Raw genomic sequence first — 23436 nt, 5'->3', positions numbered from 1 at the left:
TGGCGTGTTCGCTCAAGATAGCCTACGCAAGCTGGTACTGGCAGAATGCATCCACGTTTTGACAAGGACAGGTCCTATGCAAGTTACCAAGCAGTCGTCCCCCAGCTGGCACGCTTCACCCAGGTGCGAAACAATCCGCTTCGTCTGTCTTCACCGATAGTCCTGGCGATCGGGCCGTTTTCGCCGCGGAAGGCATCTGAATATGTAGCCAAGAGCTAGAAAACATTACAAGCAGCATGCTCTTGCATCACTACAGGACACCAAGCCAGCATCACCCGCTAACTGGAGGGAATCATCGATGAACAACCTAATTACAAAACCACAAATGCAGCTAGTTGATCCACAAGCACAGATGATCGTTGAGGTCCTGCAAAGCATTGGGCTCCCACATGACAATATTATTGCGTCCGCTGAAGACAGAGCCATTATTGGGCATAGCTTGCTGGCACTTATCGAGTCACTTCCTCCCGAAGCGAAGCAAGGAGCTAGATATCTCTCAAAATTTGTGGTGGGCGCAGGATTCGGTCTTTTCGATTACTCCCTCAATGCGATCTGGAATGAAGTAGTCCTAGACCTTCACAAAAAAGTCGTAGCTTACGGTCTTGATATATTCTACGACGCAGCTATTGGCGGGAAAAACAGAGAGTTTTATCAAACAGAGGAGGATCTTCGCTCCGTAAAAGATTCAACCCTACTTGATACCTGTCGTAAGCTTGAACTAATCAGCGAGACCACATCAAAAAAATTAAAGCATATGCTCGATATGCGAAATGACATAGGTATCTCGCACCCCACTAATTACACCATCAATGCTTACGAACTATTAGGCTGGCTAACAAACTGCATCAAAGACGTTCTGAAAGACCGACCTACAGAGTCTGCACTACAGGTTCAGGCATTTATTCAAAATTTACGCAGCTATACGCAACCATTAGACGCCGCCAATCTTGCAGGAATAATCGGAAAAATCAACGAGCTCGCTTCTCACCACTGCGGGAACGTACTGAGAACAATGTTTGGGATATACGTCGCTCAGGATACGGATCCACAGGTCCGAAAAAACATTTCACTTTTATCTGTATCTGTTTGGCAAGCGAGCAATGACGATTTCAAATACCGCTTAGGCTTAACATTAGAAGGATATAATACAAATCTTCACAAGGATAAATATGATCTCGGTGCTCAGTTTTTCCAAGTCGTCAACGGTAATGCCTTCCGCTCCAACGCAGAGCGGGCAATAATAGTTGATGGTTTGGTCGATACATTGCTAGAAAAACATCATGCTTGGGATAACTATCATCATGAAGCACCCGTAGCTGCCGAAATCATGTCGTATATCCACAACCAGCAAGATATCCTGCAAAACTTTGGCCCTAAACTCATAAAAACTTTTCTCATGTGCCGTATCGGGAATGGGCGAGCCTATTACAACGGAGTTTCACCAAGAGGTGCAGGGTATTACGACCAGCTTCTTGTTTTACTAGGCGACACGTGGGCTCCATCGGCACTGGTTGCTTTAACCTCCTACGAAATACAGCTTCAGCTAAGCCAAGAAGTTTGCAGAAAACAAGCATGCATCGCGCTAGAAAAGCTAAAATCAGGTGTAGTCAATCAGCGATTACTTGAATGCATCGACTTCCTCATCGCCAATCTGCCTGGTAATGGCAAAGCTCCACTTGATAGCCGGTTCAAGCAGCTGACTGCGGGATACCTAACTTGGTCATAATGCTGTGTCATAAAACCAGCGCACTCACCTAGATAAAGCAATTTCAAGCGTCTCAACACATCGATTGTGCTTTCGAGTCACCGGGAAAAGCCTCTCAATCCATTGAAAACTGGTGCGAGAGGCTTTTTTTTTTCCACCAGCACATGCGGGCTCCGATTTGGCATGGGTTGGTCTTGCCATAACTGTTTAACGACCGAATCTGTTCTACCATCTCTGATGGCCGAACATCGCAACACTGCGTCTGAAGTGATCATAAGTTCAGCGCCCGTTTTTGGCCGTGATCTGTCATTGTGCTAGGTGACTTTCTCGCCGCGAACATGGGGGGCTTGGACAAGATGACGGCCATTTACTACTGTCACCTCTTGAAAAGGTGATCTCTGCCAACGAACGCGTTCAAGGAGGGGCTAATGAAGTCAGCCATTGCGGCAGCTACGATCCTGCTTGCTGCCAGCGTGCAAGCACAAGACTGGGGAAGATTCTCGGAACCACTGAACGTGGAGCTTTTGAACGAAAAAAACCATGCCAGGCTCTTGATAGACTTCACATACAAGGGGCCGGGGCCGGAGGAACTTTTCTGGTTGGCGCCTAAGGACACTATCACTGACGGAGCTTCGATCCCTCGCGTTGCTTGGAGTGTAATAGGGGCGCCGTTCGAAGGTCAGTATCGAAAAGCCGCCATCATTCATGATGTCGCATGTGTGGAACGAACCAGGGATTGGCGAGCCACACATCGGGCGTTCTATACCGCCATGCGGGCTGCTGGTGTGGGTGAAACTCAGGCAAAGATCATGTACGCAGCGGTGTACCATTTCGGCCCTAGATGGGCAGAGCCGAAAAGCATAATGCTACCTCGCACTGAGGCGGCGTTGATTGCGCCGAAGCTGGAAAAGCTGAAAGCAGAACTTCCTGTTGGTATGGAGGCCGTTCTCGCAAGCGACGGAAGGCTCGTTTCGAGGACAATTTCAACTGGTTTGCTGAAGCGCGAGAAGGTGGAAGAAGTTGTAGGTGCGGTCTTCGAGGTACGCGTGGTCCAACCCTCATCATCAGAGGCAGAGTTCCAGCGGATGAAGGCTACGATTGAACAGAAGAACCTGAGTCTCGCAGAGATCGAAGATATCCAAGTCGCCGAACTGAGCGAAATCAGATAGCGTGGACCTGTGACGCTATGCACCGACGTTGTCCATTTATAGTTAGGCGCTAAATATGATCGAGTCCTATTACTGGCGCGCAGAGCTTAGAAATGATCTCATTTGGCTCCGCAAGAAACGTAAGTACAAACGCTGGTCTGAAAAACAGCATGTTCTCTATGAGAGAAAACTGATGATAGTTGCTTTCCAGGTTCGCTCGCTCCTGGAACGACCAAAAGTAAATGATCAAGCCCGCGGAACTTGCCTCCCAGTACTACGTTACAAAAAGATCGGAAATCGACCGTTTACTATCACGGGTGCGGGCTGGCCTGAAGAACGATTCGAAATGGAGCATCCGGAGCCTCATACCCTCTCTGCACTTGAGGTGTGCAACCAGCTAATTCATTACTACTGGATGCAAACAATTACTGAAGGTACATCCTTTGCATCGATGCTAGTTTTCTCAGACTATCAGCGGCATAAATGGGCATATGAGATTAGAATCGACGCTCTTTTGAGTTTCTTTGGTGTATTCTGTGAAGAGTCATCTGCGATAACTAGCGCCTCATTTAAGTGGTGCGACAAAAAGCAGGATTACTTACTGGTGGAAGCAAGCGGTCCTGGGTAACAACAGCCTAACAAATAGTTTAAACCGTTCGCTTCGCTTCACTTAACGGGACAGCCTGGAGCCCGTTCCTAAACGATCTCGTCTTGGCAGGCGATAGTTATTTGCTTTGCGCTCGTTTTTGCCTCTGTTGACCGGCCGCTTCTGGCCGATTCTGTTGAAAAAGTCGGACGCGGTTCTTAGGGCAGAAAAGTAAGCGCGTGAGATTGAAATCTTAAATGGTCGTACAAGTATTCGGACAAAGATTTCACGTAGCCGCGCGAAAAACAGGCTCCTACAACACTCAGATTCCGGGCAATCCGGGAGAACCGACTTTTGCAACAGAATCGGCCGATTGCTGCCCGTCACAAACGGCAAAAATCGGCCAAAAGCTACCACTCTGTCTCTGATAATCGCGACGAGTTATTCGCCTATTTCGACCGGCATAAGTCGTTGGCAGCGAGTAGCTTTTTTTGCATTTCGGCTCCATCCGCATGGGGTCAGATATCCCTGAGAAGCCCTTGGGATTCATGTGCTGACTGGTTAGCCAAGTCTGTGGCTGATGCTGCCTTCTGTCGAAAAGCACGCGGTGGGCAATTGCACTCTTGGCTGTTCATCCATACAGTAGTATGTGTGACTCGAATGCAAGGCCGAAAACAATCAGCTTGAGGCAGATTGACATCATGAGGTAAATTCGGTGACTTAACGAGGTTATTTGTCGAAAACAAGGAAGTATATATGGACGTAAAGGTAAATTTCGCGGTTGTTCATGAATTAATCAAAGAACAATTTAAAGATATTCAAAAATCCGATATTCGTGAGGTAGTGCTCAAGAAAGATAAGCCGGCTGTAAATAAGCTGATAATTGGTGCGACGTCTATTTACGGCAAGAAGAACAATGCTACTCACTACGGGATATTTGCAAAAAAGACCGTTAGTGATTTTCCTAAAGATTTTGATGCCTATTCAAAGATCGAGATTTCGGAAAAATCTTTTTTGGAGATTACTGAGTCGGCAATGGTAGAGCTTTTCGCCGCAGCAAAAAAAACGACAGCGTCTTCTGGTGGTTATATTTTGTTTGTAGATTACGAGAATAGCCAAGGGCGGTTCTTGCTAATTGCAATGCTTAAAAAGCGTGATGGTTTAAGGCTGAACGAGCACCTCGAACCTGAAGAGTTAATTGAGTTAGATCTGAGCAGCCTGTATCACGCAGCTCGCATTAATTTCAACAAATATAATGAGCACGCTGCAGCCGATGATGAGGCTAAACAGGAGCTAAACTACCTTAGCTTTTTGAGTCAAAGCGCAGGTCGGTCTGCTGCTGGATATTTTGTAACGGCGCTTGGATGTGCAGTAGGCACCGCTTCAGCAGCAGCCACAAAAAATCTTATTCTGGAGAGTGTAAAGTTTTTCAGAGAGCGTCCCAATCTCCGTGACAAGCGTATTCAGTTCAAGGATGAGGTTCTGAGGTACTTGGAGCGCCAACGAGACTCTGGACAATCTGTGAAACTGTCGGAAGTGGAGGCCATCGCTCGTCAGTTCTTTCCTGCGGAGATGGAAGGTGAGGCTGATGATTTAGCAAGTGAGTTTATAGGGCATCTAAATAGTGAGGCAGTAGGGATTCCCGTCGAGTTTCCTATTAGTAAAGCCACACTTGATAAGTACACCCATGTGGTCTATAAGGCAGACAACTGGCAGCTAAAATTTGATCGTAACTCTTTAGGTGAGGGGATTGATGCTGAAATTCGCTTTGTTGAAAAAGATCGCAAGCTAATCATCAACAACCTTTCTGAAAACGCTATCGAAGTTATACGTCAAGCTATTGCAGATAAGCGAGACTCAGCCGAGATAGAGTAAACGATATGGTGGATGTGCTTATATTTGCCGAGGCGTACCGGTCACTTGGACGTCCTGTGCTTGCAACGGGCAACGCTTTTGATTTCAGAGCGTCTTGTTTTGATCCTAAAATAAACACTGCAATTGAAGCATTGGCAATTTCTAAGACTGGACGGTTTGATGAATTAGTTGTTGATGGGCACGACATCAGTTCATCTGTTATGGAACTCCCTAAGCAGTGGTCCTCAATTGAGCTAACGTTCGTGCTTGATACTTCAGGAATGGTGCCGATTTTCAAAAACTTTGATCAGCTTATGGCTCGTTCAAAAAGCTTTGTGCGCGCGCAACTCCCAGAAGTCTTCTACCTTCTGGAGGAAGATATTCTTTCCTCGGAAGAACCGTTTGATAAACGGATAATAACTCTCCAATCATTATGTAGGCTTATTGTTTACTTGGCCGACCTGGCGCACTTTCATGATGAAAAGGAGTCCAGCGATGAATACAAGCTAGTATTCGTTGCAGAAGATATCGCCAAAGGCGAACGCGCCATAACACTTTATCCTTATTTGGATCGTGAGCTTCTAACTTTTGAGGTTGGAACAGACCTAGTCGACAGTCTTCAAATGAATAGCTTGGATAAGAGTCCGCATCTCTTTAAGGAACGGTCGATTTTTCGTGCGACTTTGATTGAGTATTTATCTGGGTATCACGGAGGAAAAGAGCGATTTAAAGCTTTAGTTGCCACTTGGTCGCAATTTTTGAGTTTGTATGGGAATAATCTTTCTACTTATCTTAGCGGCTTCTCTTTTCACAAGGCAAAACAAGAAGTGGCAGCCGCACAACTAACTATCGCGGATCAAATGTCAAAAGTGGTAAGTGATATTAGTGGGAAAATACTTGGCGTCCCGATTTCTTTGATTGCTGTTATTGCAATTTCAAAAGCCGATAATGCTTTGGAGAGCTCGATTCTAGTTGTGGGGATTTTAATGGCCTCTGCCTTATTGGCGGAGACTCTAGCTGCTCAAAAACTACAATATGACAGGATCAAGCATTCGCGCCTAATTTTGTTCTCATCCCATCAACAGAAATTAATTCAATATCCGACAGATCTTCGTAACTATATACACGAGTCTGTGGTTGCTCTAGTTGCGAATGAGACAAAGCTCAAGCGCTCGCTACTGATACTGCGATGTCTATCATGGTTTCCCGCGATGACTGCAGCAAGCGTGCATGCATATATCTATCGAAAGGATTTGACTGAGGGTGTGATGATGATTGCTAATTTTGCGTGCGGGGTAATTCATCGCTTTTGCGCATAGCCTTAAGCGGTCATAAGTCTAGGTCTGTCGTAGACCAGAAGTCAAAAAAATTCTGAAATTTTGGTTTGTAAGGATAGTATCTAGCGAAGCGGAAGCTGTTTAGGCTTCCACCTCTTCATTACCCGTTCTTTCTTTTCAGCTGGAGGCCAATGAAATCAAGCTCCGCCTTAATTGCATTAATCGTGAGCGTCTCAACTTTGGTGTCTTTGTTTTCTCTAACGTTGCGCTTTTTCATGCCAGCCAGGACGACAATTATCCCGTTTAAATGAAGCTTTCGGGCCTTCAGGTAATCAGGCATCTGTGCGCTGTTTTGTGGTGGTTTGTTCATGATTGGACCGATGGTAGGCCCGAAGCCACCAGCTCTCGCCGGTTGCTTCGGGGTAGGCTGGTTTAGGCAGCCAGCAGGTCATGCAGGCTGTGTTGGCGCGAGCGATCTGCGAGTTCTCGCCAGGTCCAGCTTCCAAAGTGCTCGCCCAGTTCAGGGATATCCAGCTTCATTAGTGCAACTGGGTCACGACTAATCAAGTTGCGTGCGGCCCACAGCTTGCCGCCGGTCTCCAGCAGTGTTTTGGCGGCCTCATTCCACTGTTCTTCCAGCACAGTGTTCGCCAGGTGGGCCGCTTTATTCTCGATCTCGGTGCGTTCCTTTTGTGCCTCAGTGGTATGCAGATCAATCGTCACCAGCTCTTGCTCCAGTGCGGTTATGAGCAGTTGTTGGCGGCGGTGATGCTCAACCGCGGCCGTGAGGTTTTTTGCTGCCTTTTGCGCTTCGGCGTTGGCCGCTTTCTCGCCCTCCACATCGCCCCAGGCGACAGCCTGTGCATAAGCGGTGGCCGCGTCCGTTTCAGCTTGTCGAGCCTTCGCTATGTCTTCCTGAGCGCTCTGACGTACTTGCAGCAACCGGGTCTCAATGCTGCTGCGCTTTTCGTTGAGTTCCACCTCGTCGGCTTTCCACGTCGCCATCGTGCTGATGTAGCCCACAGCCAAGCTCTCGCGATTCGCCAGTGTCTCAAGGCGATCAATCTTCTGGTTCAGTGTGCTGATCTCGAGATTTCGCGAGTCAATGCGTCTTTTGTGATCGTTGATTTCATCCTGCACGGCTCGTTGACGGCCCTGCTGGATAACCTCTGGGGTTTCCAGCGCCTCTTCGAAGGGAGCAAGGTCACCCTGAATGCTCTCCACTTCGAGGGACAGTTGGTCGCGGCGGTCTTTCAATTCTTGGATAGTGTTCATCTGGATTGTCTCTGGGTACTGCGGTTAATAGGGATGGTTGTCGAATGGCTGGCAAGGCCGTTAATGAGCCGGCGCTACCTCGATCAGCAGGCTCGCCGTCAGGCGGCCTTGGCCTCGCCTTCATCCGTTCCTGGAACGGTCTTCACCACGTAGCAGCGCTGGGGCCCTAACCCTGGCAGACGGATCAAGCTGTAGGCCTTGCCGTCACTACCCGGCTCAAGCACGCCGCGTTGCAGCAACTCCTTGTTCACCGCACTGATGTTCATGCCATTGAAGATCTCGGTCCTCCAGGCTTCAGGCAGTACGTAATAGGTGTTGGTGGTGTGCAGGGCGTCGCCCATGCCGTGTTCCAGCGTCTTGCGAAAGCCCAACCGATCAATCGTGCGAGGGCCGTGCTCATCGATCTTGGCGGCGGCAGATTCCCAGCGGGTGAAGCGGCTTTCTCCAAATCGCTCAATGACCTGGCGCAGCCGCGCCAAGATCGCATCACCCTCGAAGTTACCGGCGCCGCCACGTTCGGCCAGCCACGCGTGCAAACACACCCGTGCGGCGGTCGTGGCTGTGCCATCGGGCCAGCCGGTGACGCCGAAGGCGGTGGCCAACTCTCCGGCCGCTGCTGCAAGGCCAAAGCGAAGGGCGGCACGCTGAGCCTGACCACTGGCCGAGGCGGGCAGATTTTGGGTGATGAACTGTTCCACCGTGCGGCGAACGATCACCGACCACCTGAGCATTTCTTCAGGCGCGCACAGTGCGTGCAGGAAGGCGGTGAGGGGTGTGCCGTAGTATTTGGCTACACGGACCTTGAGCGCATCGGAGAATGCAGCAGCGTCCTCAAAACCGTTCAGCTCATCGAACATGCCGAGGCCTTTGCTCTTGTCAGCTGGCAGGGCGAGCATGCGAACTTCCATACCGGCTTTCAGCTTTTTGTTGACGTCTGCCATGTGCTGCGCCAACGTCTTCTCGCCCGTAGAGAGAAACAGCAAGCGCCACGCCTGCACGTAAGCAGGGTTTGTGCACGACTTTCCTCTTCCTAACGCCCGCAACCCTCCAGACTGGCCGCCGGAAATCTCTCGCCACAGATACTAACTTTCATCTCCAGGCGCTCCTGAGCTACTTTTTCTCCGTCGCTTCCAACCCAGCGACCGGACTTGAGAATCCGAGAAACAATAGGCGCATAGGTGAACTGGTCAAGTAATCTTGGACACCGATTAAGGTTCATGCCGCCAACCTTTCCTTCGCGACCGGCGACCGGTAGTCGTTGTAGCTGTGAGGCCTGCTGATGTTGTAGCGCGAGACATAGCGCTGCACATCTGCCCGGGCCTCATGCTCCAGTTTGTAGCCCGTTTCAGGAACCCACTCGGATTTCAAACTACCAAAGAAACGCTCCATCGGGGCGTTGTCCCAGCACTCGCCTTTACGGCTCATACTTTGCCTAAACCCATGCTTCACAAGCGCGTTTCGGAATTTATGGCTGGTGTACTGGCAACCTTGGTCAGAGTGAAACAACACATCCTCGGGATGGCCGCGTAGCTCAACTGCCATGCGTAGTGCCTCGCAGGTCAGGTTGGCATCCGAAATCATCGAGAACGACCAGCCTACGATCCTGCGAGCGTACAGATCCAGAACGGCGGCGAAGTACATCCAACGCTTGCCGACCTTGATGTACGTTACGTCGCCACACCACACCTGATTAACCGCCGTCACATCAAATTTCCGCTTGAGCACATGCGGCGCCACCAAGGCCTCCACGCCCGGCGACTTGTACTTATGGCGCCTGCGCTGACGACTAGCGATGCCAGCCTCGCGCATCAAATTGCGAGCCATGTAACGTCCGACACGATGTCCTTTGGCTTGCAGCTCCTTGGACAAGGTACGTGCGCCCGCCGACTCTCTCGACGCCTTGTGGTGCCTGACCAGCGCGGCTTTGAGCTTTTCCCGCTCAGGATTTGCTCTGCCCTGGCGCTGGCGCCAGGCATAGAAGCTGCTGCGGTTAACCCCGAACGCCCGGCAACACCTTTTAACGCCGTACTGCTCGTCCAGCTCATCGATCAGCGTGAATGATCTTTGGCGTCCAAAAGCAGGAGAGCACTGGCCTTTTTTAAGATTTCAATGTCCAGGTCTTTCTCCCTGAGCAGGGCTTTGAGTCTCTGGATCTCTCGTTGATCAGCGGTAATTGCCTTGGCTCCCACCGGAGTCGAGCCCAAGCGTTCTTTTTGCACTTGATCGACCCAACGGCGCAGAGCAGTAGGACCAATATCCAGGCTGGCACAGACCTCGGTAACCGGCTGACCTTCATCCAGCACCATGCTGGCAGCCTTGAGCTTGAACTCACTCGAATAAGATTTACGCATATCCAAACACCTCAGATTTGGGCGCTATCATAGCGCCCGATTGAAGTGTCCAAAATCATTAGGCCAGTTCAAGGCGCCACCATCCATTAGACTGTTGGCGCTTTTTTGTGCCCGCATGTCTGTGTCATGGTGGCTATGCGTGGGAGACCTTCGGGTCTGCCGGGTTCCTATTGTCCCGGTTTCTCAGCCCGCGCATAGCTGCCACCCATTCGCATGAGAAACGAACGTGGTAGCTCTCTACATTAGGAGCTTAAGCAATGAGCGTTTCTGATAGGTCGTACCCTCGCAATCCCACAACCCACACCTCCGCCCACTTGGGAGGTGCCCAATGATCAACCCACCTCTCAACAAAACCCTCGGCGTCATCACCTTCTCCAACTGCGGCAAACAGCCCAGCCTTCACCACCTATTCCGCGTCAATTCCGGCGTACCCATTCGCGATGCCCTTGAGCATGCCTCCGAGCTTCTCCATTGTTCAAAAATGCTGGCATTGGATGCAGCCATGGACAAAGGCGCAGATCGCTATGCCTGGGCGGCGCATTATTTGGGGGAAATGGCGAAGGCGGTGGTGGATGATTTGGCGAATGGGATGTTGCCGAATGGGGTGGCGGAGGAGGGGGATTCGGTTGAGGTATAGGCAGGTGGTTTGACGGTGTTGGGGCTGCCGCAATCGCAGGCAAGCCAGCTCCCACATTTGGACTGTGTTTCAGGTTGGAAGTGGGCGGTGGGGGATGAATCCGCTGGTGCCACTTTTCTACAGGCGAAAAAAAAGACCTTGAATTTCAAGGTCTTTTTTTAAGATGGTGCCCCGAGGGAGACTCGAACTCCCACTCCTTTCGAAAACGGATTTTGAATCCGCCGCGTCTACCAATTCCGCCATCAGGGCTCAATGGCGGCGAAGTATAGAGAGGTGATTACCGTTGGTCAATCACGTTTCATGGTCAATTTTGACTATTTCCGCTAGACTTCCCGGCCCTGCTAGACGAACCCCATCATGCGCGTTGCTGACTTTACTTTTGAGCTCCCTGATTCGCTGATCGCTCGCCACCCTTTGGCCGAGCGTCGCGCCAGTCGACTGCTGACCCTGGACGGGGTGAGCGGTGCCCTCGCACACCGTCAATTCACTGATTTGCTTGAGCATTTGCGCCCAGGCGACTTGATGGTGTTCAACAATACCCGGGTGATTCCGGCGCGGCTGTTTGGCCAGAAAGCCTCTGGCGGCAAGCTGGAAATCCTGGTGGAGCGGGTGCTGGACAACCATCGCGTGCTGGCCCATGTGCGCTCCAGCAAGTCGCCGAAACCGGGCTCTTCCATCCTCATTGATGGCGGTGGCGAAGCCGAGATGGTGGCGCGCCATGATGCGCTGTTCGAGCTCAAGTTCGCCGAAGAGGTGTTGCCGCTGCTGGAGCGTGTCGGCCATATGCCGTTGCCTCCTTATATAGACCGCCCCGACGAAGACTCGGACCGCGAGCGCTATCAGACGGTGTACTCCCAACGCCTGGGCGCCGTTGCCGCGCCGACGGCCGGGTTGCATTTCGACCAGCCGCTGCTGGATGCGATTGCGGCCAAGGGCGTCGAAACCGCCTATGTGACCCTGCACGTGGGGGCCGGGACGTTTCAGCCGGTGCGTGTGGATAACATCGAAGACCACCATATGCACAGCGAATGGCTGGAAGTCAGCCAGGACGTCGTGGATGCCGTGGCTGCGTGCAAGGCGCGTGGCGGGCGGGTGATCGCGGTGGGCACCACCAGCGTGCGCTCCCTGGAGAGTGCGGCGCGTGATGGCGTGCTCAAGCCGTTCAGCGGCGATACCGATATCTTTATCTACCCAGGTCGGCCGTTCCATGTGGTCGATTGCCTGGTCACCAACTTCCATTTGCCGGAATCCACGCTGTTGATGCTGGTGTCGGCATTTGCCGGTTACCCCGAGACCATGGCCGCTTATCAAGCCGCCATCGACAATGGGTACCGTTTTTTCAGCTACGGTGATGCGATGTTTATCACCCGTAACCCGGCGCCACGCGGCCCAGAGGAACAACTATGAGTCGTATGTCGTTTGAATTGCTCGCCACCGACGGTAAAGCCCGTCGTGGTCGCCTGACTTTCCCGCGCGGCACCGTCGAGACCCCGGCCTTCATGCCCGTGGGCACCTACGGCACCGTCAAGGGCATGCTGCCGCGTGACATCGTCGCCACCGGCGCCGAGATCATCCTCGGCAACACCTTCCACCTGTGGCTGCGCCCGGGCACGGAAGTGATCAAGAAGCACGGCGACCTGCATGACTTCATGAAGTGGCAGGGCCCGATCCTGACCGACTCGGGTGGTTTCCAGGTGTTCAGCCTGGGCGCCATGCGCAAGATCAAGGAAGAGGGCGTGACCTTCGCCTCGCCGGTTGACGGTTCCAAAGTGTTCATGGGCCCGGAAGAGTCGATGCAGGTGCAGCGCGACCTGGGTTCCGACATCGTGATGATTTTCGACGAGTGCACGCCGTACCCGGCAGACGAAGACGTCGCGCGGATTTCCATGGAGTTGTCGCTGCGTTGGGCCCAGCGCTCGAAGAACGCCCATGGCGACAATACGGCGGCGCTGTTCGGGATCGTCCAGGGCGGCATGCATGAAAGCCTGCGCAAGCGCTCGCTGGAAGGCCTCGACAAGATCGGCTTTGACGGCCTGGCCATCGGCGGTCTGTCGGTGGGCGAGCCCAAGCACGAGATGATCAAGGTGCTGGATTACCTGCCGGGCCTGATGCCCGCTGACAAACCTCGTTACCTTATGGGCGTTGGCAAACCGGAAGATCTCGTAGAGGGTGTGCGCCGCGGTGTGGACATGTTCGATTGCGTGATGCCAACCCGTAATGCCCGCAATGGGCATCTGTTCATCGATACAGGCGTGCTGAAGATCCGTAACGCGTTCCATCGCCATGATGATTCGCCGCTGGATCCCACCTGTGACTGCTACACCTGCCAGAACTTCTCCCGTGCTTATCTGCACCATCTGGACAAGTGCGGGGAAATGCTGGGTAGCATGTTGAATACCATCCACAATTTGCGTCACTACCAAGTCCTGATGGCTGGTTTGCGCGAGGCTATTCAACAGGGTACATTGGCCGCCTTCGTCGATGCCTTCTATGCCAAGCGCGGGCTCCCTGTGCCGCCCTTGGACTGAGTTTTCCGACCCTAAGATTCACTATTTGCAACTGGAGTGCTAAATGAGCTTTTTTATCTCTAACGCCATGGCTGATGCCGCTGCGCCTGCCGCTGCCGGTCCTATGGGCGGTGGTTTCGAGTGGATTTTCCTGGTCGGCTTCCTGGTCATCTTCTACCTGATGATCTGGCGTCCACAGGCCAAGCGCGCCAAAGAGCAGAAAAACCTGCTCGGCAGCCTGCAAAAAGGCGACGAAGTGGTGACCACTGGCGGCATCGCCGGCAAAATCACCAAGGTTTCCGATGCTTTCGTGGTCCTGGAAGTTTCCGACACCGTAGAAATGAAGTTCCAGAAGGGCGCCATCGCCGCCACGCTGCCAAAAGGCACGCTCAAAGCGATCTGAGTAACAACCTTTACCAATCGACGGGGCGCGCAAGGCGCCCCGCGTTATAAGCGGGCGGCGTGATGCTGAACAAATACCCTCTGTGGAAATACGTACTGATCCTGGCGGTGCTGGCGATCGGTTTTATTTATTCCGCTCCCAATCTCTATCCTGATGACCCGGCGATCCAGATCACTGGCGCCAGCACTTCGCTGCAGGTCAATCAGGCTGATCTGGAACGCGCGAGCAAAGCGCTCAACGACGCGGGTATCCAGGTCAAGGCGGCAACGTTGGCAGCTGGTGCGAAAGGCGGTTTGCTGCGCCTGACCAAGGCAGAAGACCAATTGCCGGCCAAGGATGTCGTGCGCAAGGCCATGGGTGACGACTATGTGGTCGCGCTCAACCTGGCACAGACCACGCCACAATGGCTGCGCAGCATTGGCGCGCACCCGATGAAGCTGGGCCTGGACTTGTCCGGTGGCGTGCACTTCCTGCTGGAAGTCGACATGGACAAAGCCCTCGACGCGCGCCTGAAAGTCTACGAAGGCGATGTGAAGAGCCTGCTGCGCAAAGAGAAGTTGCGTTATCGCAGCCTGCCGCAGATCAACGGCGCCATCCAGCTGGGCTTCTCTGACGAAGCATCCCGCGAACAGGCCCGTGCGCTGGTGCGCAAGAACTTCAACGATTTCGATATCGTACCGGCCGACCTCAATGGTCAGCCTGTACTGCGCCTGGCGATGACGCCAGCCAAGATCGCGGAAATCCGTGAATACTCCATCAAGCAGAACTTGACCACGGTGCGTAACCGCGTCAACGAGCTGGGTGTGGCCGAGCCGATCGTCCAGCGCCAGGGCGCCAACCGCATCGTGGTTGAACTGCCGGGCGTGCAGGACACGGCTGAAGCCAAGCGTATCCTGGGCAAGACCGCCAACCTGGAATTCCGTCTGGCGGCTGAGCCGGGTGCTACCCGCGCCACGGCCGAAGAGTTCGAATTCCGCGAAGGCAACCGTCCTCCTGCATTGATCGAGCGTGGCTTGATCATCACCGGTGACCAGGTCACCGACGCCAAGGCCGGTTTCGATTCGCAGCACGGTACGCCTGAAGTGAACATCCGTCTGGATGGCCATGGCGGCGACCTGATGAGCCGCGCCACGCGCAGCAACGTCGGTCGCAGCATGGCGGTGATCTTCATCGAGCAGCGCCCGGTCACCACTTACACCAAGCAAATGGTCGACGGCGTCGAGAAAGACGTACCGGTCCAGACCTTCAAGGAAGAGAAGAAGATCATCAGCCTGGCGACCATCCAGTCGCCGCTGGGGGCTCAATTCCGTATCACCGGCCTGAACGGCCAGGGTGAATCGTCTGAGCTGGCCCTGTTGCTGCGTGCCGGTGGCCTGGCGGCGCCGATGTACTTCGCTGAAGAGCGTACCATCGGCCCGAGCCTGGGTGCCGACAACATCACCAAGGGTATCGATGCAGCCTTGTGGGGCATGCTGTTCGTGTCGCTGTTCATCATCGCCATCTATCGCTTCTTCGGCATCATCGCCACCGTGGCCCTGGCGGGCAACATGGTGATGCTGCTGGCCCTGATGTCGCTGCTGGGCGCTACACTGACCCTGCCAGGTATCGCCGGTATCGTACTCACCATGGGTATGGCGGTAGACGCCAACGTACTGATCTTCTCGCGGATCCGTGAAGAGATCGCGGCAGGCATGACCGTACAGCGTGCAATCAACGAAGGTTTCGGCCGGGCATTTACCGCGATTCTCGACTCCAACCTGACCACGTTGCTGGTCGGCGGGATTCTCTTTGCCATGGGCACCGGCCCGGTCAAAGGTTTTGCGGTGACCATGTCCCTCGGTATCTTTACCTCGATGTTCACGGCCATCATGGTGACCCGCGCAATGGTCAACCTGATCTTTGGCGGGCGTGACTTCAAGAAGTTGTGGATTTAAGGGGCTGCCATGTTACGTACAATCAACTTCATGGGCGTTCGCAACGTTGCGTTCGGCGTCACCGTGCTCCTTACCGTTCTGGCGTTGTTCAGCTGGTTCCATAAGGGCCTGAACTACGGTCTGGACTTTACCGGCGGTACGCTCATCGAGCTGACCTACGAGAAGCCTGCCGACGTTACCCTGGTGCGCAACGAGCTGGTCAAGGCCGGCTATCACGAAGCCGTCGTGCAGAGCTTCGGTGCGACCACGGATCTGCTGGTGCGCATGCCGGGCGAAGACCCGCAACTGGGTCACCAGGTGGCGGAGGCCTTGCAGAAGGTCGGCGGCGACAACCCGGCATCGGTCAAGCGCGTCGAGTTCGTCGGCCCGCAAGTCGGTGAAGAACTGCGCGACCAGGGCGGCCTCGGCATGCTGATGGCGCTGGTCGGCATCATGATCTACCTGGCGTTCCGCTTTCAGTGGAAGTTCGGTGTCGGCGCGATTGTGTCGCTGATCCACGACGTGATCGTGACCGTGGGTATCCTGGCGTACTTCCAGGTGACCTTCGACCTGACCGTACTGGCGGCTGTGCTGGCGATCATCGGTTACTCGCTCAACGACACCATCGTGGTATTCGACCGGGTTCGTGAGAACTTCCGCGTACTGCGCAAGGCGTCGCTGATCGAGAACATCAACGTCTCCACCACGCAGACCCTGCTGCGCACCATGGCGACGTCGATCTCCACGCTGCTGGCGATTGCGGCGCTGATGATCTTCGGTGGCGACAACCTGTGGGGCTTCTCCCTGGCGCTGTTCATCGGCGTACTGGCGGGTACCTATTCCTCGATCTACATCGCCAACGTTGTGCTGATCTGGCTGAACCTCAACAGCGAAGACCTGATCCCTCCGGCCAGCACTGGCAAGGAGGTCGACGACCGTCCTTGATGGGCGCTTGTTGATCTGCTGTTACAAAGAAGGCACGAGTATTGAACTCGTGCCTTTTTTTTTGCTCCAAGGCTGGGTATAGCGCGGATCTTTCGATCCGTTTGTGATGGTCAGGAGGTTCACGTGAACAAGTCGTTACTGGTTGGTGCGGTATTGGGTGCTGTCGGTGTGACTGCCGGGGGTGCTGTTGCCACCTACAGCCTGGTAAAAAGCGGCCCTGAGTATGCGCAAGTGCTGGCAGTGCAGCCGGTGAAAACCCAGATCAAAACCCCGCGCGAGGTCTGCAAGGACGTCGCCGTGACCCGGCAGAAGCCGGTGCAGGATCAGCATCAGATCGTCGGCACTGTTGTAGGTGCGCTGGCCGGTGGCCTGCTCGGCAACCAGGTCGGTGGCGGTAATGGCAAGAAGCTGGCTACGGTAGCCGGTGCGGTGGGTGGCGGTTACGCCGGTAACAAGGTTCAGGAAGGTATGCAGAACCGCGATACCTACACCACCACGCAAACCCGTTGTAACACCGTCAACGACATCAGCGACAAGGTTGTCGGTTATGACGTGCGTTACACCTTGGATGGCAAGGAAGGCTCGGTGCGTATGGACCGTGATCCAGGCGGCCAGATTCCGGTCGACAAGGAAGGCCGCTTGGTGCTGGGCCAGAACCAGCAGTAATCTCAAGCCTGGTATAGATGCAAAAAATTATGTGAGTTCAAAATGTGGGAGGGGGCTTGCCCCCGATAGCGGTGGATCAGTCAGCTTGTTAGGTGCTGACCCACTGCAATCGGGGGCAAGCCCCCTCCCACAATTGATTTGTGTTGTTGCTGGAGTCGCGGCAAACCTCAAATCCCAGGCATAAAAAAAGCACCCCTTGGGGTGCTTTTTTTGTGCTCGCTCGCTTAACGCTTCAGCGAAGCCGGCAGGTGCGGCTGGATCGCCGTCAGTACTGCCTTGAAGCATTTGGTGTTGCCGGCAACCACGTGGCCTTTTTCAAGGAAGTCGTGGCCACCGGTGAAGTCGCTCACCAGGCCGCCTGCTTCCTGGATCAGCAGAGCGCCTGCCGCCATGTCCCACTCGGACAGGCCCGACTCCCAGAACGCATCAAAACGACCGGCGGCCACATAAGCCAGGTCCAGGCTTGCTGCGCCAGCGCGACGAATGCCGGCGGTCTGGCCAACCAGGGCGCGGAACATGCCCAGGTAGTTTTCCAGGTTGTCCATCTGGTCGTCACGGAACGGGAAGCCGGTACCCAGCAGGGCGCCGTCCAGGCTGGTGCGGCCGCTGACGCGCAGGCGACGACCGTTCAACTGGGCGCCACGGCCACGGCTGGCGGTGAATTCTTCCTGGCGGACGGGGTCGAGTACAACGGCGTGTTCCAGGCGACCACGGTACTTGCACGCGATGCTCACGGCAAAGTGCGGGATGCCGCGCAGGAAGTTGGTGGTGCCATCCAGTGGGTCGATGATCCACAGGTAGTCTTCGCCTTCGCCGCTGCCTTTATGCAGGCCGGTTTCTTCACCGAGGATGCCGTGGGTAGGGTAGGCCTTGCGCAGGGCGTCGATGATTTTCTGTTCGGCGGCGCGATCAACCTCGGATACGTAATCCTTGGCGTCTTTTTCGTCGACCTTGATGGTATCCAGGCGCTCGATGGAGCGGAAGATCAATTCACTGGCGCTGCGGGCGGCGCGCAGCGCGATATTCAGCATGGGCTGCATGGATGTGTCACCTAAGGTTGTTAAAGAAAGCCGAGCATTCTAGCAGAAACTTTCTTCAGGTGAAGGACGACGTTAGCTTTCATGGCATAACCTTAGGCTGTTCTGTAAGATTTGCTCCCCTTTCCCGTGTCCGAGAGCGCCTCCCTTGCTGCAAAACATTCGTGTCGTCCTGGTCAATACCAGTCATCCCGGCAACATCGGCGGGGTGGCGCGAGCCATGAAAAACATGGGGCTGACGCGCCTGGTGCTGGTCGACCCGCGCGTGTTCCCGCATCACGAGGCCGATGCCCGTGCATCCGGCGCCAATGACCTGCTTGAAAAAGCCCAGGTCGTCGCCACCTTGGAAGACGCCTTGGTCGGCTGCAATCTGGTGCTTGGTACCAGCGCCCGTGACCGTCGCATCCCCTGGCCACTGCTGGATCCGCGTGAGTGCGGCACCAAGGTGGTGGAAGAGGCCGCTGGTGGTGCTGAAATCGCCTTGGTGTTTGGTCGTGAAGACTCCGGTCTGACCAATGAAGAGCTGCAGCGATGTCATTACCACGTGCACATCCCATCAGACCCCGAGTTCAGCTCGCTGAACCTCGGGGCAGCGGTGCAGGTGTTGACTTACGAAGTGCGCATGGCCTGGCTGGCCGCTGCTGGCCAGCCGAGCAAGGTAGAGAAGGACGAGGTTGCCTCGACCAAAAGCGGCGAACTGGCCACTATGGACGAGCTGGAACGGTTTTATGAGCACCTGGAGCAAACCCTGGTGGCCATCGAATTCCTCGATCCGGAAAAACCACGGCACTTGATGGCGCGCCTGCGTCGCCTTTACGGACGCAGCTCGGTCAGCCGGGCGGAAATGAATATATTGCGTGGCATCCTCACGGAAACCCAGAAAGCGGCCCGTGGCGAGCTTCTTAAGCGGAAGGATTAAAAATGTTCGAGCGTCTGCGAGAAGATATCCAGAGTGTTTTCCACCGTGACCCGGCGGCGCGCAACGCCTTTGAAGTGCTGACCTGCTACCCGGGCATGCACGCCATCTGGATTCACCGCTTGTCCGGTGCCCTGTGGGGCATGGGCTGGAAATGGCTGGCGCGGCTGGTGTCGAACTTCGGTCGTTGGTTGACCGGGATTGAGATTCACCCGGGCGCCAAAGTCGGGCGCCGTTTCTTTATCGACCATGGTATGGGCATCGTGATTGGCGAGACCGCCGAAATTGGTGATGACGTCACCCTTTATCAGGGCGTGACCCTGGGCGGCACCAGTTGGAACAAAGGCAAGCGACACCCCACGCTGGGTGATGGCGTGGTGGTGGGGGCGGGCGCCAAGGTCCTCGGCCCTTTCACCGTCGGTGCGGGTGCCAAGGTCGGTTCCAATGCTGTCGTGACCAAGGCTGTGCCTCCGGGCGCGACCGTAGTCGGTATTCCAGGCCGGATCATCGTCAAGCCGGAAGCCGGCGACGAGCAGGAGGCCAAGCGCAAGGCCATGGCCGAGAAAATCGGTTTTGATGCTTATGGTGTCAGCGAGGACATGCCGGACCCGGTGGCGCGTGCGATCGGCCAGTTGCTGGATCACCTGCAAGCGGTGGACGGCAAGCTGGAGGGCATGTGCGGTGCGTTGAAGGATCTGGGTAGCCCCTATTGCGCCAAGGATCTGCCTGAGTTGCGCGAAGAAGACTTCGCCGAAATCAAGGACGAGGCTGCGTCCAAGGCCGGCTGAGGCCGTTCTGTGGGAGGGGGCCCCCGATAGCAATGTGTCAGTCACCACTTTCGTGGCTGGTACACCGCTATCGGGAGCAAGCTCCCTCCCACATTTTGGTCTCCGTTGATCCAGCGATCTCCATCCGCCCCTGTTCTCGCTGTTCGTCGTCGCCCCATCCTGCTATGATTCGCGCGCCCTTTTTACGGGTAATCCTGACTAAAGTACTAGGTCTTATAGTTGACTTAAATACTCGGGAATCGCATACTTGCTCCCATTCTGAAACACCTTGGTACTTGTCCATGAGACTGACTACAAAAGGCCGATACGCGGTGACCGCCATGCTCGACTTGGCTTTGCACGCGCAAACTGGGCCGGTGTCCCTGGCCGATATCTCTGAGCGCCAAGGCATTTCCCTGTCCTACCTCGAGCAACTGTTCGCCAAATTGCGTCGCAGCAACCTGGTTTCCAGTGTGCGTGGGCCGGGTGGTGGCTATCAGTTGTCCCGCGACATGCAGGGCATTCAGGTGGCCCAGGTGATCGACGCGGTCAACGAATCCGTCGACGCCACCAAATGCCAGGGGCTGGGTGATTGCCATGCCGGCGACACCTGCCTCACGCACCACTTGTGGTGTGACTTGAGCCTGCAGATCCATGAGTTTTTGAGTGGTATCAGCTTGGCTGATCTTGTGACTCGCCGTGAGGTGCAAGAAGTAGCCCAGCGTCAGGACCAGCGCCGTTGCAACACCAAGGCGCCGCGTCTGGACAAGATCGAAGCGTCCGCCGTCGAGTGACAGCCGAAGAGCTAACGGCGCGCCAGCCAGCCTGATTTAGGAGAAAGTCCATGAAATTGCCGATTTACCTTGATTACTCAGCGACCACCCCGGTTGATCCGCGTGTCGCGCAAAAGATGAGCGAATGCCTGCTGGTTGACGGAAACTTCGGCAACCCGGCCTCCCGTTCCCACGTGTTCGGCTGGAAGGCCGAGGAAGCGGTCGAGAACGCTCGTCGCCAGGTGGCTGACCTGGTGGGTGCAGACCCGCGTGAAATCGTCTGGACCTCCGGTGCCACCGAGTCCGACAACCTGGCTATCAAGGGCGCGGCGCATTTCTACGCGACCAAAGGCAAGCACCTGATCACCACCAAGATTGAGCACAAGGCTGTCCTCGACACCATGCGCCAACTGGAACGTGAAGGTTTCGAGGTCACCTACCTCGAGCCGACCACCGACGGTATCGTCACCCCGGCCATGATCGAAGCCGCGCTGCGTGAAGACACCATCCTGGTTTCCGTGATTCACGTGAACAACGAAATCGGCACCATCAACGACATCGCGGCCATCGGCGAGCTGACCCGTTCCAAGGGCATCCTGCTGCATGTCGACGCTGCCCAGTCCACCGGCAAGGTCGACATCGACCTGTCGAAACTGAAAGTCGACCTGATGTCGTTCTCGGCCCACAAGACCTACGGCCCCAAAGGCATCGGCGCCCTGTACGTGAGCCGCAAGCCACGTGTGCGCATCGAAGCCACCATGCACGGCGGCGGTCACGAGCGCGGCATGCGTTCGGGCACCCTGGCGACCCACCAGATCGTGGGCATGGGCGAAGCCTTCCGCGTGGCCAAGGAAGACATGGCCGCCGAAAACGTGCGCATCAAAGCGCTGAGCGACCGCTTCTACAAGCAGGTCGAAGGCCTTGAAGAGCTGTACATCAACGGCAGCATGACCGCCCGCGTACCGCACAACCTGAATTTGAGCTTCAACTACGTCGAAGGCGAGTCGCTGATCATGGCGCTCAAGGACCTGGCGGTTTCGTCCGGTTCGGCCTGCACCTCGGCGTCCCTTGAGCCTTCGTACGTACTGCGCGCCCTGGGCCGCAACGACGAACTGGCACACAGCTCGATCCGCTTTACGTTCGGCCGTTTCACCACCGAAGAGCAAGTCGACTACGCCGCGCAGAAAGTCTGCGAAGCCGTCAACAAGCTGCGCGTCCTGTCGCCGCTGTGGGACATGTACAAAGACGGTGTCGATATTTCCAAGATCGAGTGGGCGGCACACTAACTATAGAAGCCGCCACCGCAGCTCTGTAGGAACGTGGCGGAAAACGCAGGCGTTTCTACAGGGTTCCAGAGCGGCCCTGATGAGTGAGGATTCAGTACCATGGCTTACAGCGAAAAGGTCATCGACCACTACGAAAACCCGCGCAACGTCGGCAAGATGGACGCGGAAGATCCTGATGTCGGCACCGGCATGGTCGGCGCTCCGGCGTGCGGCGATGTGATGCGCCTGCAGATCAAGGTCAACGACGCTGGCGTTATCGAAGACGCCAAGTTCAAGACCTACGGTTGCGGTTCGGCTATCGCCTCCAGCTCCCTGGCGACCGAATGGATGAAAGGCAAGACCCTGGATGAGGCTGTCACTATCAGCAACACCCAGCTGGCCGAAGAGCTGGCCCTGCCGCCCGTGAAAATCCACTGCTCGGTACTCGCAGAAGACGCCATCAAGGCGGCCGTTCGCGACTACAAGCAGAAGAAAGGCTTGATCTAAGCATTTGGCGACGAGTAAGGAGTCAACGATGGCTATCAGCATGACAGAAGCGGCTGCGCAGCACATTCGCCGCTCCCTGAATGGGCGCGGTAAAGGTGAGGGGATTCGTCTGGGTGTTCGCACCACGGGCTGTTCCGGCCTTGCCTACGTGCTGGAGTTTGTCGATGAGGTGGTTGCGGAAGACCAGGTGTTCGAAAGTCACGGCGAGAAAGTGATTATCGACCCCAAGAGCCTGACCTACCTGGACGGCACCGAACTCGATTTCGTCAAGGAAGGGTTGAACGAAGGCTTCAAGTTCAACAACCCCAACGTACGCGGTGAATGTGGCTGCGGCGAAAGCTTCAACATCTGAGGCTATTCGTGGGTACTCCTTGTCATTTCGCTTTATTCGAGCTGCAGCCGAGCTTTCGGCTGGACCTTGAGCAGCTTGCCACGCGCTACCGAGAACTGGCGCGTGGCGTGCACCCGGACCGCTTCGCTGACGCTTCCGAGCGTGAGCAACGCCTGGCGCTGGAGCAATCGGCCAGCCTCAACGAAGCCTATCAGACGCTCAAAAGCCCCCCGAAACGCGCGCGCTACCTGCTCGCGATGAACGGTGGCGAGTTGCCGCTGGAAGTGACCGTGCATGATCCGGACTTCCTGATGCAGCAGATGCAGTGGCGCGAAGAACTCGAAGACTTGCAGGACGAGGCCGATCTGGCCGGTGTTGCAGTCTTCAAGCGTCGTCTGAAAACCGCCCAGGATGAGCTCAACGAAAGCTTCGCAGCCTGTTGGGATGATGCAGCGCAACGTGAGCAGGCCGAACGCCTGATGCGGCGCATGCAGTTCCTCGACAAGCTCACCTACGAAGTGCGCCAGCTAGAAGAGCGCCTCGACGATTAACCCCGTGTGCTGCCCGTGATGC

The 23436-nt window shown here is 55.3% G+C and carries 24 protein-coding genes, 1 tRNA gene and 1 pseudogene; 19 read left to right on the top strand and 7 right to left on the bottom strand.

Annotated features, from left to right (window positions below; translation table 11 throughout):
- Positions 1 to 298 precede the first annotated feature (298 nt).
- The 5 genes from K5K89_RS24170 to K5K89_RS24150 all read left to right on the top strand — a co-directional run bounded on the left by K5K89_RS24170 (position 299) and on the right by K5K89_RS24150 (position 6612).
- The gene (locus K5K89_RS24170; RefSeq protein ID WP_222540388.1) at positions 299 to 1726 is read left to right on the top strand and encodes a hypothetical protein; all 1428 of its coding nucleotides are present in this window, start codon (positions 299 to 301) and stop codon (positions 1724 to 1726) included.
- 407 nt (positions 1727 to 2133) lie between these two features.
- Complete coding sequence (locus tag K5K89_RS24165; RefSeq protein ID WP_024072729.1) at positions 2134 to 2874, top strand: DUF1353 domain-containing protein; 741 nt, start codon at positions 2134 to 2136, stop codon at positions 2872 to 2874.
- A gap of 55 nt (positions 2875 to 2929) precedes the next feature.
- Positions 2930 to 3481 carry a hypothetical protein gene (locus K5K89_RS28760; protein WP_257102735.1) on the top strand — a complete coding sequence of 184 codons (552 nt, stop codon included), beginning with the start codon at positions 2930 to 2932 and terminating at the stop codon, positions 3479 to 3481.
- Positions 3482 to 4195: 714 nt separating this feature from the next.
- Positions 4196 to 5314, top strand: coding sequence for a nucleoid-associated protein (locus K5K89_RS24155; RefSeq protein ID WP_222540387.1), 1119 nt, complete (start codon positions 4196 to 4198; stop codon positions 5312 to 5314).
- A 5-nt stretch (positions 5315 to 5319) separates the two neighbouring features.
- On the top strand, positions 5320 to 6612 hold the full coding sequence (locus K5K89_RS24150; RefSeq protein ID WP_024072732.1) for a hypothetical protein: 1293 nt from the start codon (positions 5320 to 5322) through the stop codon (positions 6610 to 6612).
- A gap of 118 nt (positions 6613 to 6730) precedes the next feature.
- Here the strand turns inward: K5K89_RS24150 and K5K89_RS24145 are convergent, their stop codons facing one another.
- The 5 genes and pseudogenes from K5K89_RS24145 to K5K89_RS29085 form a co-directional block, all read right to left on the bottom strand.
- Positions 6731 to 6940, bottom strand: a complete 210-nt coding sequence (locus K5K89_RS24145; RefSeq protein ID WP_257102734.1) for a hypothetical protein — start codon at positions 6938 to 6940, stop codon at positions 6731 to 6733.
- A gap of 62 nt (positions 6941 to 7002) precedes the next feature.
- Positions 7003 to 7845 (bottom strand): chromosome segregation protein SMC, encoded by an 843-nt coding sequence (locus tag K5K89_RS24140; RefSeq protein WP_222540386.1) that lies wholly within the window; start codon positions 7843 to 7845, stop codon positions 7003 to 7005.
- 98 nt (positions 7846 to 7943) lie between these two features.
- Positions 7944 to 8894 (bottom strand): annotated as a pseudogene (locus tag K5K89_RS24135) (DNA/RNA helicase, superfamily II protein); the annotation flags it as partial.
- Between the two features lie 166 nt (positions 8895 to 9060).
- Complete coding sequence (locus tag K5K89_RS24130; protein WP_409996326.1) at positions 9061 to 9885, bottom strand: IS3 family transposase; 825 nt, start codon at positions 9883 to 9885, stop codon at positions 9061 to 9063.
- Between the two features lie 8 nt (positions 9886 to 9893).
- Complete coding sequence (locus K5K89_RS29085; RefSeq protein WP_014717988.1) at positions 9894 to 10196, bottom strand: transposase; 303 nt, start codon at positions 10194 to 10196, stop codon at positions 9894 to 9896.
- Between the two features lie 328 nt (positions 10197 to 10524).
- Here K5K89_RS29085 and K5K89_RS24125 point away from each other — a divergent pair, with 328 nt between their 5' ends.
- Positions 10525 to 10833 (top strand): DUF3077 domain-containing protein, encoded by a 309-nt coding sequence (locus K5K89_RS24125; protein WP_222540385.1) that lies wholly within the window; start codon positions 10525 to 10527, stop codon positions 10831 to 10833.
- 164 nt (positions 10834 to 10997) lie between these two features.
- Here the strand turns inward: K5K89_RS24125 and K5K89_RS24120 are convergent.
- Positions 10998 to 11082, bottom strand: a tRNA-Leu gene (locus K5K89_RS24120).
- Positions 11083 to 11190: 108 nt separating this feature from the next.
- Here K5K89_RS24120 and queA point away from each other — a divergent pair.
- The 6 genes from queA (at position 11191) to K5K89_RS24090 (ending at position 17267) form a co-directional block, all read left to right on the top strand.
- Positions 11191 to 12240, top strand: a complete 1050-nt coding sequence (queA, locus tag K5K89_RS24115; protein ID WP_222540384.1) for a tRNA preQ1(34) S-adenosylmethionine ribosyltransferase-isomerase QueA — start codon at positions 11191 to 11193, stop codon at positions 12238 to 12240.
- A 5-nt stretch (positions 12241 to 12245) separates the two neighbouring features.
- Positions 12246 to 13361 (top strand): tRNA guanosine(34) transglycosylase Tgt, encoded by a 1116-nt coding sequence (gene tgt, locus K5K89_RS24110; RefSeq protein WP_003175976.1) that lies wholly within the window; start codon positions 12246 to 12248, stop codon positions 13359 to 13361.
- 43 nt (positions 13362 to 13404) lie between these two features.
- The gene (yajC, locus tag K5K89_RS24105; RefSeq protein ID WP_003175975.1) at positions 13405 to 13743 is read left to right on the top strand and encodes a preprotein translocase subunit YajC; all 339 of its coding nucleotides are present in this window, start codon (positions 13405 to 13407) and stop codon (positions 13741 to 13743) included.
- Positions 13744 to 13805: 62 nt separating this feature from the next.
- The gene (gene secD / locus K5K89_RS24100) at positions 13806 to 15677 is read left to right on the top strand and encodes a protein translocase subunit SecD (RefSeq protein WP_071489243.1); all 1872 of its coding nucleotides are present in this window, start codon (positions 13806 to 13808) and stop codon (positions 15675 to 15677) included.
- A gap of 9 nt (positions 15678 to 15686) precedes the next feature.
- On the top strand, positions 15687 to 16601 hold the full coding sequence (secF, locus tag K5K89_RS24095; RefSeq protein ID WP_071489244.1) for a protein translocase subunit SecF: 915 nt from the start codon (positions 15687 to 15689) through the stop codon (positions 16599 to 16601).
- Between the two features lie 123 nt (positions 16602 to 16724).
- Positions 16725 to 17267 carry a glycine zipper 2TM domain-containing protein gene (locus K5K89_RS24090; RefSeq protein ID WP_015885750.1) on the top strand — a complete coding sequence of 181 codons (543 nt, stop codon included), beginning with the start codon at positions 16725 to 16727 and terminating at the stop codon, positions 17265 to 17267.
- Between the two features lie 224 nt (positions 17268 to 17491).
- Here K5K89_RS24090 and suhB read toward each other — a convergent pair whose 3' ends face one another.
- Positions 17492 to 18307 carry an inositol-phosphate phosphatase gene (gene suhB / locus K5K89_RS24085; protein WP_003175971.1) on the bottom strand — a complete coding sequence of 272 codons (816 nt, stop codon included), beginning with the start codon at positions 18305 to 18307 and terminating at the stop codon, positions 17492 to 17494.
- Positions 18308 to 18452: 145 nt separating this feature from the next.
- Here suhB and trmJ point away from each other — a divergent pair, with 145 nt between their 5' ends.
- From trmJ to hscB, 7 genes are all read left to right on the top strand, one after another.
- Positions 18453 to 19223, top strand: a complete 771-nt coding sequence (gene trmJ, locus K5K89_RS24080; RefSeq protein ID WP_092249224.1) for a tRNA (cytosine(32)/uridine(32)-2'-O)-methyltransferase TrmJ — start codon at positions 18453 to 18455, stop codon at positions 19221 to 19223.
- 2 nt (positions 19224 to 19225) lie between these two features.
- Positions 19226 to 20008 (top strand): serine O-acetyltransferase, encoded by a 783-nt coding sequence (gene cysE, locus K5K89_RS24075; protein WP_058423379.1) that lies wholly within the window; start codon positions 19226 to 19228, stop codon positions 20006 to 20008.
- Between the two features lie 281 nt (positions 20009 to 20289).
- Positions 20290 to 20781, top strand: a complete 492-nt coding sequence (gene iscR, locus K5K89_RS24070; protein ID WP_003194020.1) for a Fe-S cluster assembly transcriptional regulator IscR — start codon at positions 20290 to 20292, stop codon at positions 20779 to 20781.
- Positions 20782 to 20831: 50 nt separating this feature from the next.
- Positions 20832 to 22046, top strand: a complete 1215-nt coding sequence (locus K5K89_RS24065) for an IscS subfamily cysteine desulfurase (RefSeq protein WP_058423378.1) — start codon at positions 20832 to 20834, stop codon at positions 22044 to 22046.
- 99 nt (positions 22047 to 22145) lie between these two features.
- The gene (iscU, locus tag K5K89_RS24060; protein WP_028617851.1) at positions 22146 to 22532 is read left to right on the top strand and encodes a Fe-S cluster assembly scaffold IscU; all 387 of its coding nucleotides are present in this window, start codon (positions 22146 to 22148) and stop codon (positions 22530 to 22532) included.
- A 28-nt stretch (positions 22533 to 22560) separates the two neighbouring features.
- Complete coding sequence (gene iscA, locus K5K89_RS24055) at positions 22561 to 22884, top strand: iron-sulfur cluster assembly protein IscA (RefSeq protein WP_003175963.1); 324 nt, start codon at positions 22561 to 22563, stop codon at positions 22882 to 22884.
- Between the two features lie 8 nt (positions 22885 to 22892).
- Positions 22893 to 23414 (top strand): co-chaperone HscB, encoded by a 522-nt coding sequence (gene hscB / locus K5K89_RS24050; RefSeq protein WP_028617850.1) that lies wholly within the window; start codon positions 22893 to 22895, stop codon positions 23412 to 23414.
- The last annotated feature ends 22 nt before the right edge of the window (positions 23415 to 23436 follow it).

This window comes from Pseudomonas sp. DR208, assembly GCF_019823005.1.
Lineage (GTDB): Bacteria > Pseudomonadota > Gammaproteobacteria > Pseudomonadales > Pseudomonadaceae > Aquipseudomonas > Aquipseudomonas extremorientalis.
This window is presented reverse-complemented; position numbering and strand designations above follow the sequence as displayed.

Coding starts and splice junctions, on each gene's coding strand:
- K5K89_RS24170 (WP_222540388.1), top strand. CDS start 299: ATGAACAACCTAATTACAAAACCACAAATGCAGCTAGTTGATCCACAA.
- K5K89_RS24165 (WP_024072729.1), top strand. CDS start 2,134: ATGAAGTCAGCCATTGCGGCAGCTACGATCCTGCTTGCTGCCAGCGTG.
- K5K89_RS28760 (WP_257102735.1), top strand. CDS start 2,930: ATGATCGAGTCCTATTACTGGCGCGCAGAGCTTAGAAATGATCTCATT.
- K5K89_RS24155 (WP_222540387.1), top strand. CDS start 4,196: ATGGACGTAAAGGTAAATTTCGCGGTTGTTCATGAATTAATCAAAGAA.
- K5K89_RS24150 (WP_024072732.1), top strand. CDS start 5,320: ATGGTGGATGTGCTTATATTTGCCGAGGCGTACCGGTCACTTGGACGT.
- K5K89_RS24145 (WP_257102734.1), bottom strand. CDS start 6,940: ATGAACAAACCACCACAAAACAGCGCACAGATGCCTGATTACCTGAAG.
- K5K89_RS24140 (WP_222540386.1), bottom strand. CDS start 7,845: ATGAACACTATCCAAGAATTGAAAGACCGCCGCGACCAACTGTCCCTC.
- K5K89_RS29085 (WP_014717988.1), bottom strand. CDS start 10,196: ATGCGTAAATCTTATTCGAGTGAGTTCAAGCTCAAGGCTGCCAGCATG.
- K5K89_RS24125 (WP_222540385.1), top strand. CDS start 10,525: ATGATCAACCCACCTCTCAACAAAACCCTCGGCGTCATCACCTTCTCC.
- queA (WP_222540384.1), top strand. CDS start 11,191: ATGCGCGTTGCTGACTTTACTTTTGAGCTCCCTGATTCGCTGATCGCT.
- tgt (WP_003175976.1), top strand. CDS start 12,246: ATGTCGTTTGAATTGCTCGCCACCGACGGTAAAGCCCGTCGTGGTCGC.
- yajC (WP_003175975.1), top strand. CDS start 13,405: ATGAGCTTTTTTATCTCTAACGCCATGGCTGATGCCGCTGCGCCTGCC.
- secD (WP_071489243.1), top strand. CDS start 13,806: ATGCTGAACAAATACCCTCTGTGGAAATACGTACTGATCCTGGCGGTG.
- secF (WP_071489244.1), top strand. CDS start 15,687: ATGTTACGTACAATCAACTTCATGGGCGTTCGCAACGTTGCGTTCGGC.
- suhB (WP_003175971.1), bottom strand. CDS start 18,307: ATGCAGCCCATGCTGAATATCGCGCTGCGCGCCGCCCGCAGCGCCAGT.
- cysE (WP_058423379.1), top strand. CDS start 19,226: ATGTTCGAGCGTCTGCGAGAAGATATCCAGAGTGTTTTCCACCGTGAC.
- iscR (WP_003194020.1), top strand. CDS start 20,290: ATGAGACTGACTACAAAAGGCCGATACGCGGTGACCGCCATGCTCGAC.
- K5K89_RS24065 (WP_058423378.1), top strand. CDS start 20,832: ATGAAATTGCCGATTTACCTTGATTACTCAGCGACCACCCCGGTTGAT.
- iscU (WP_028617851.1), top strand. CDS start 22,146: ATGGCTTACAGCGAAAAGGTCATCGACCACTACGAAAACCCGCGCAAC.
- iscA (WP_003175963.1), top strand. CDS start 22,561: ATGGCTATCAGCATGACAGAAGCGGCTGCGCAGCACATTCGCCGCTCC.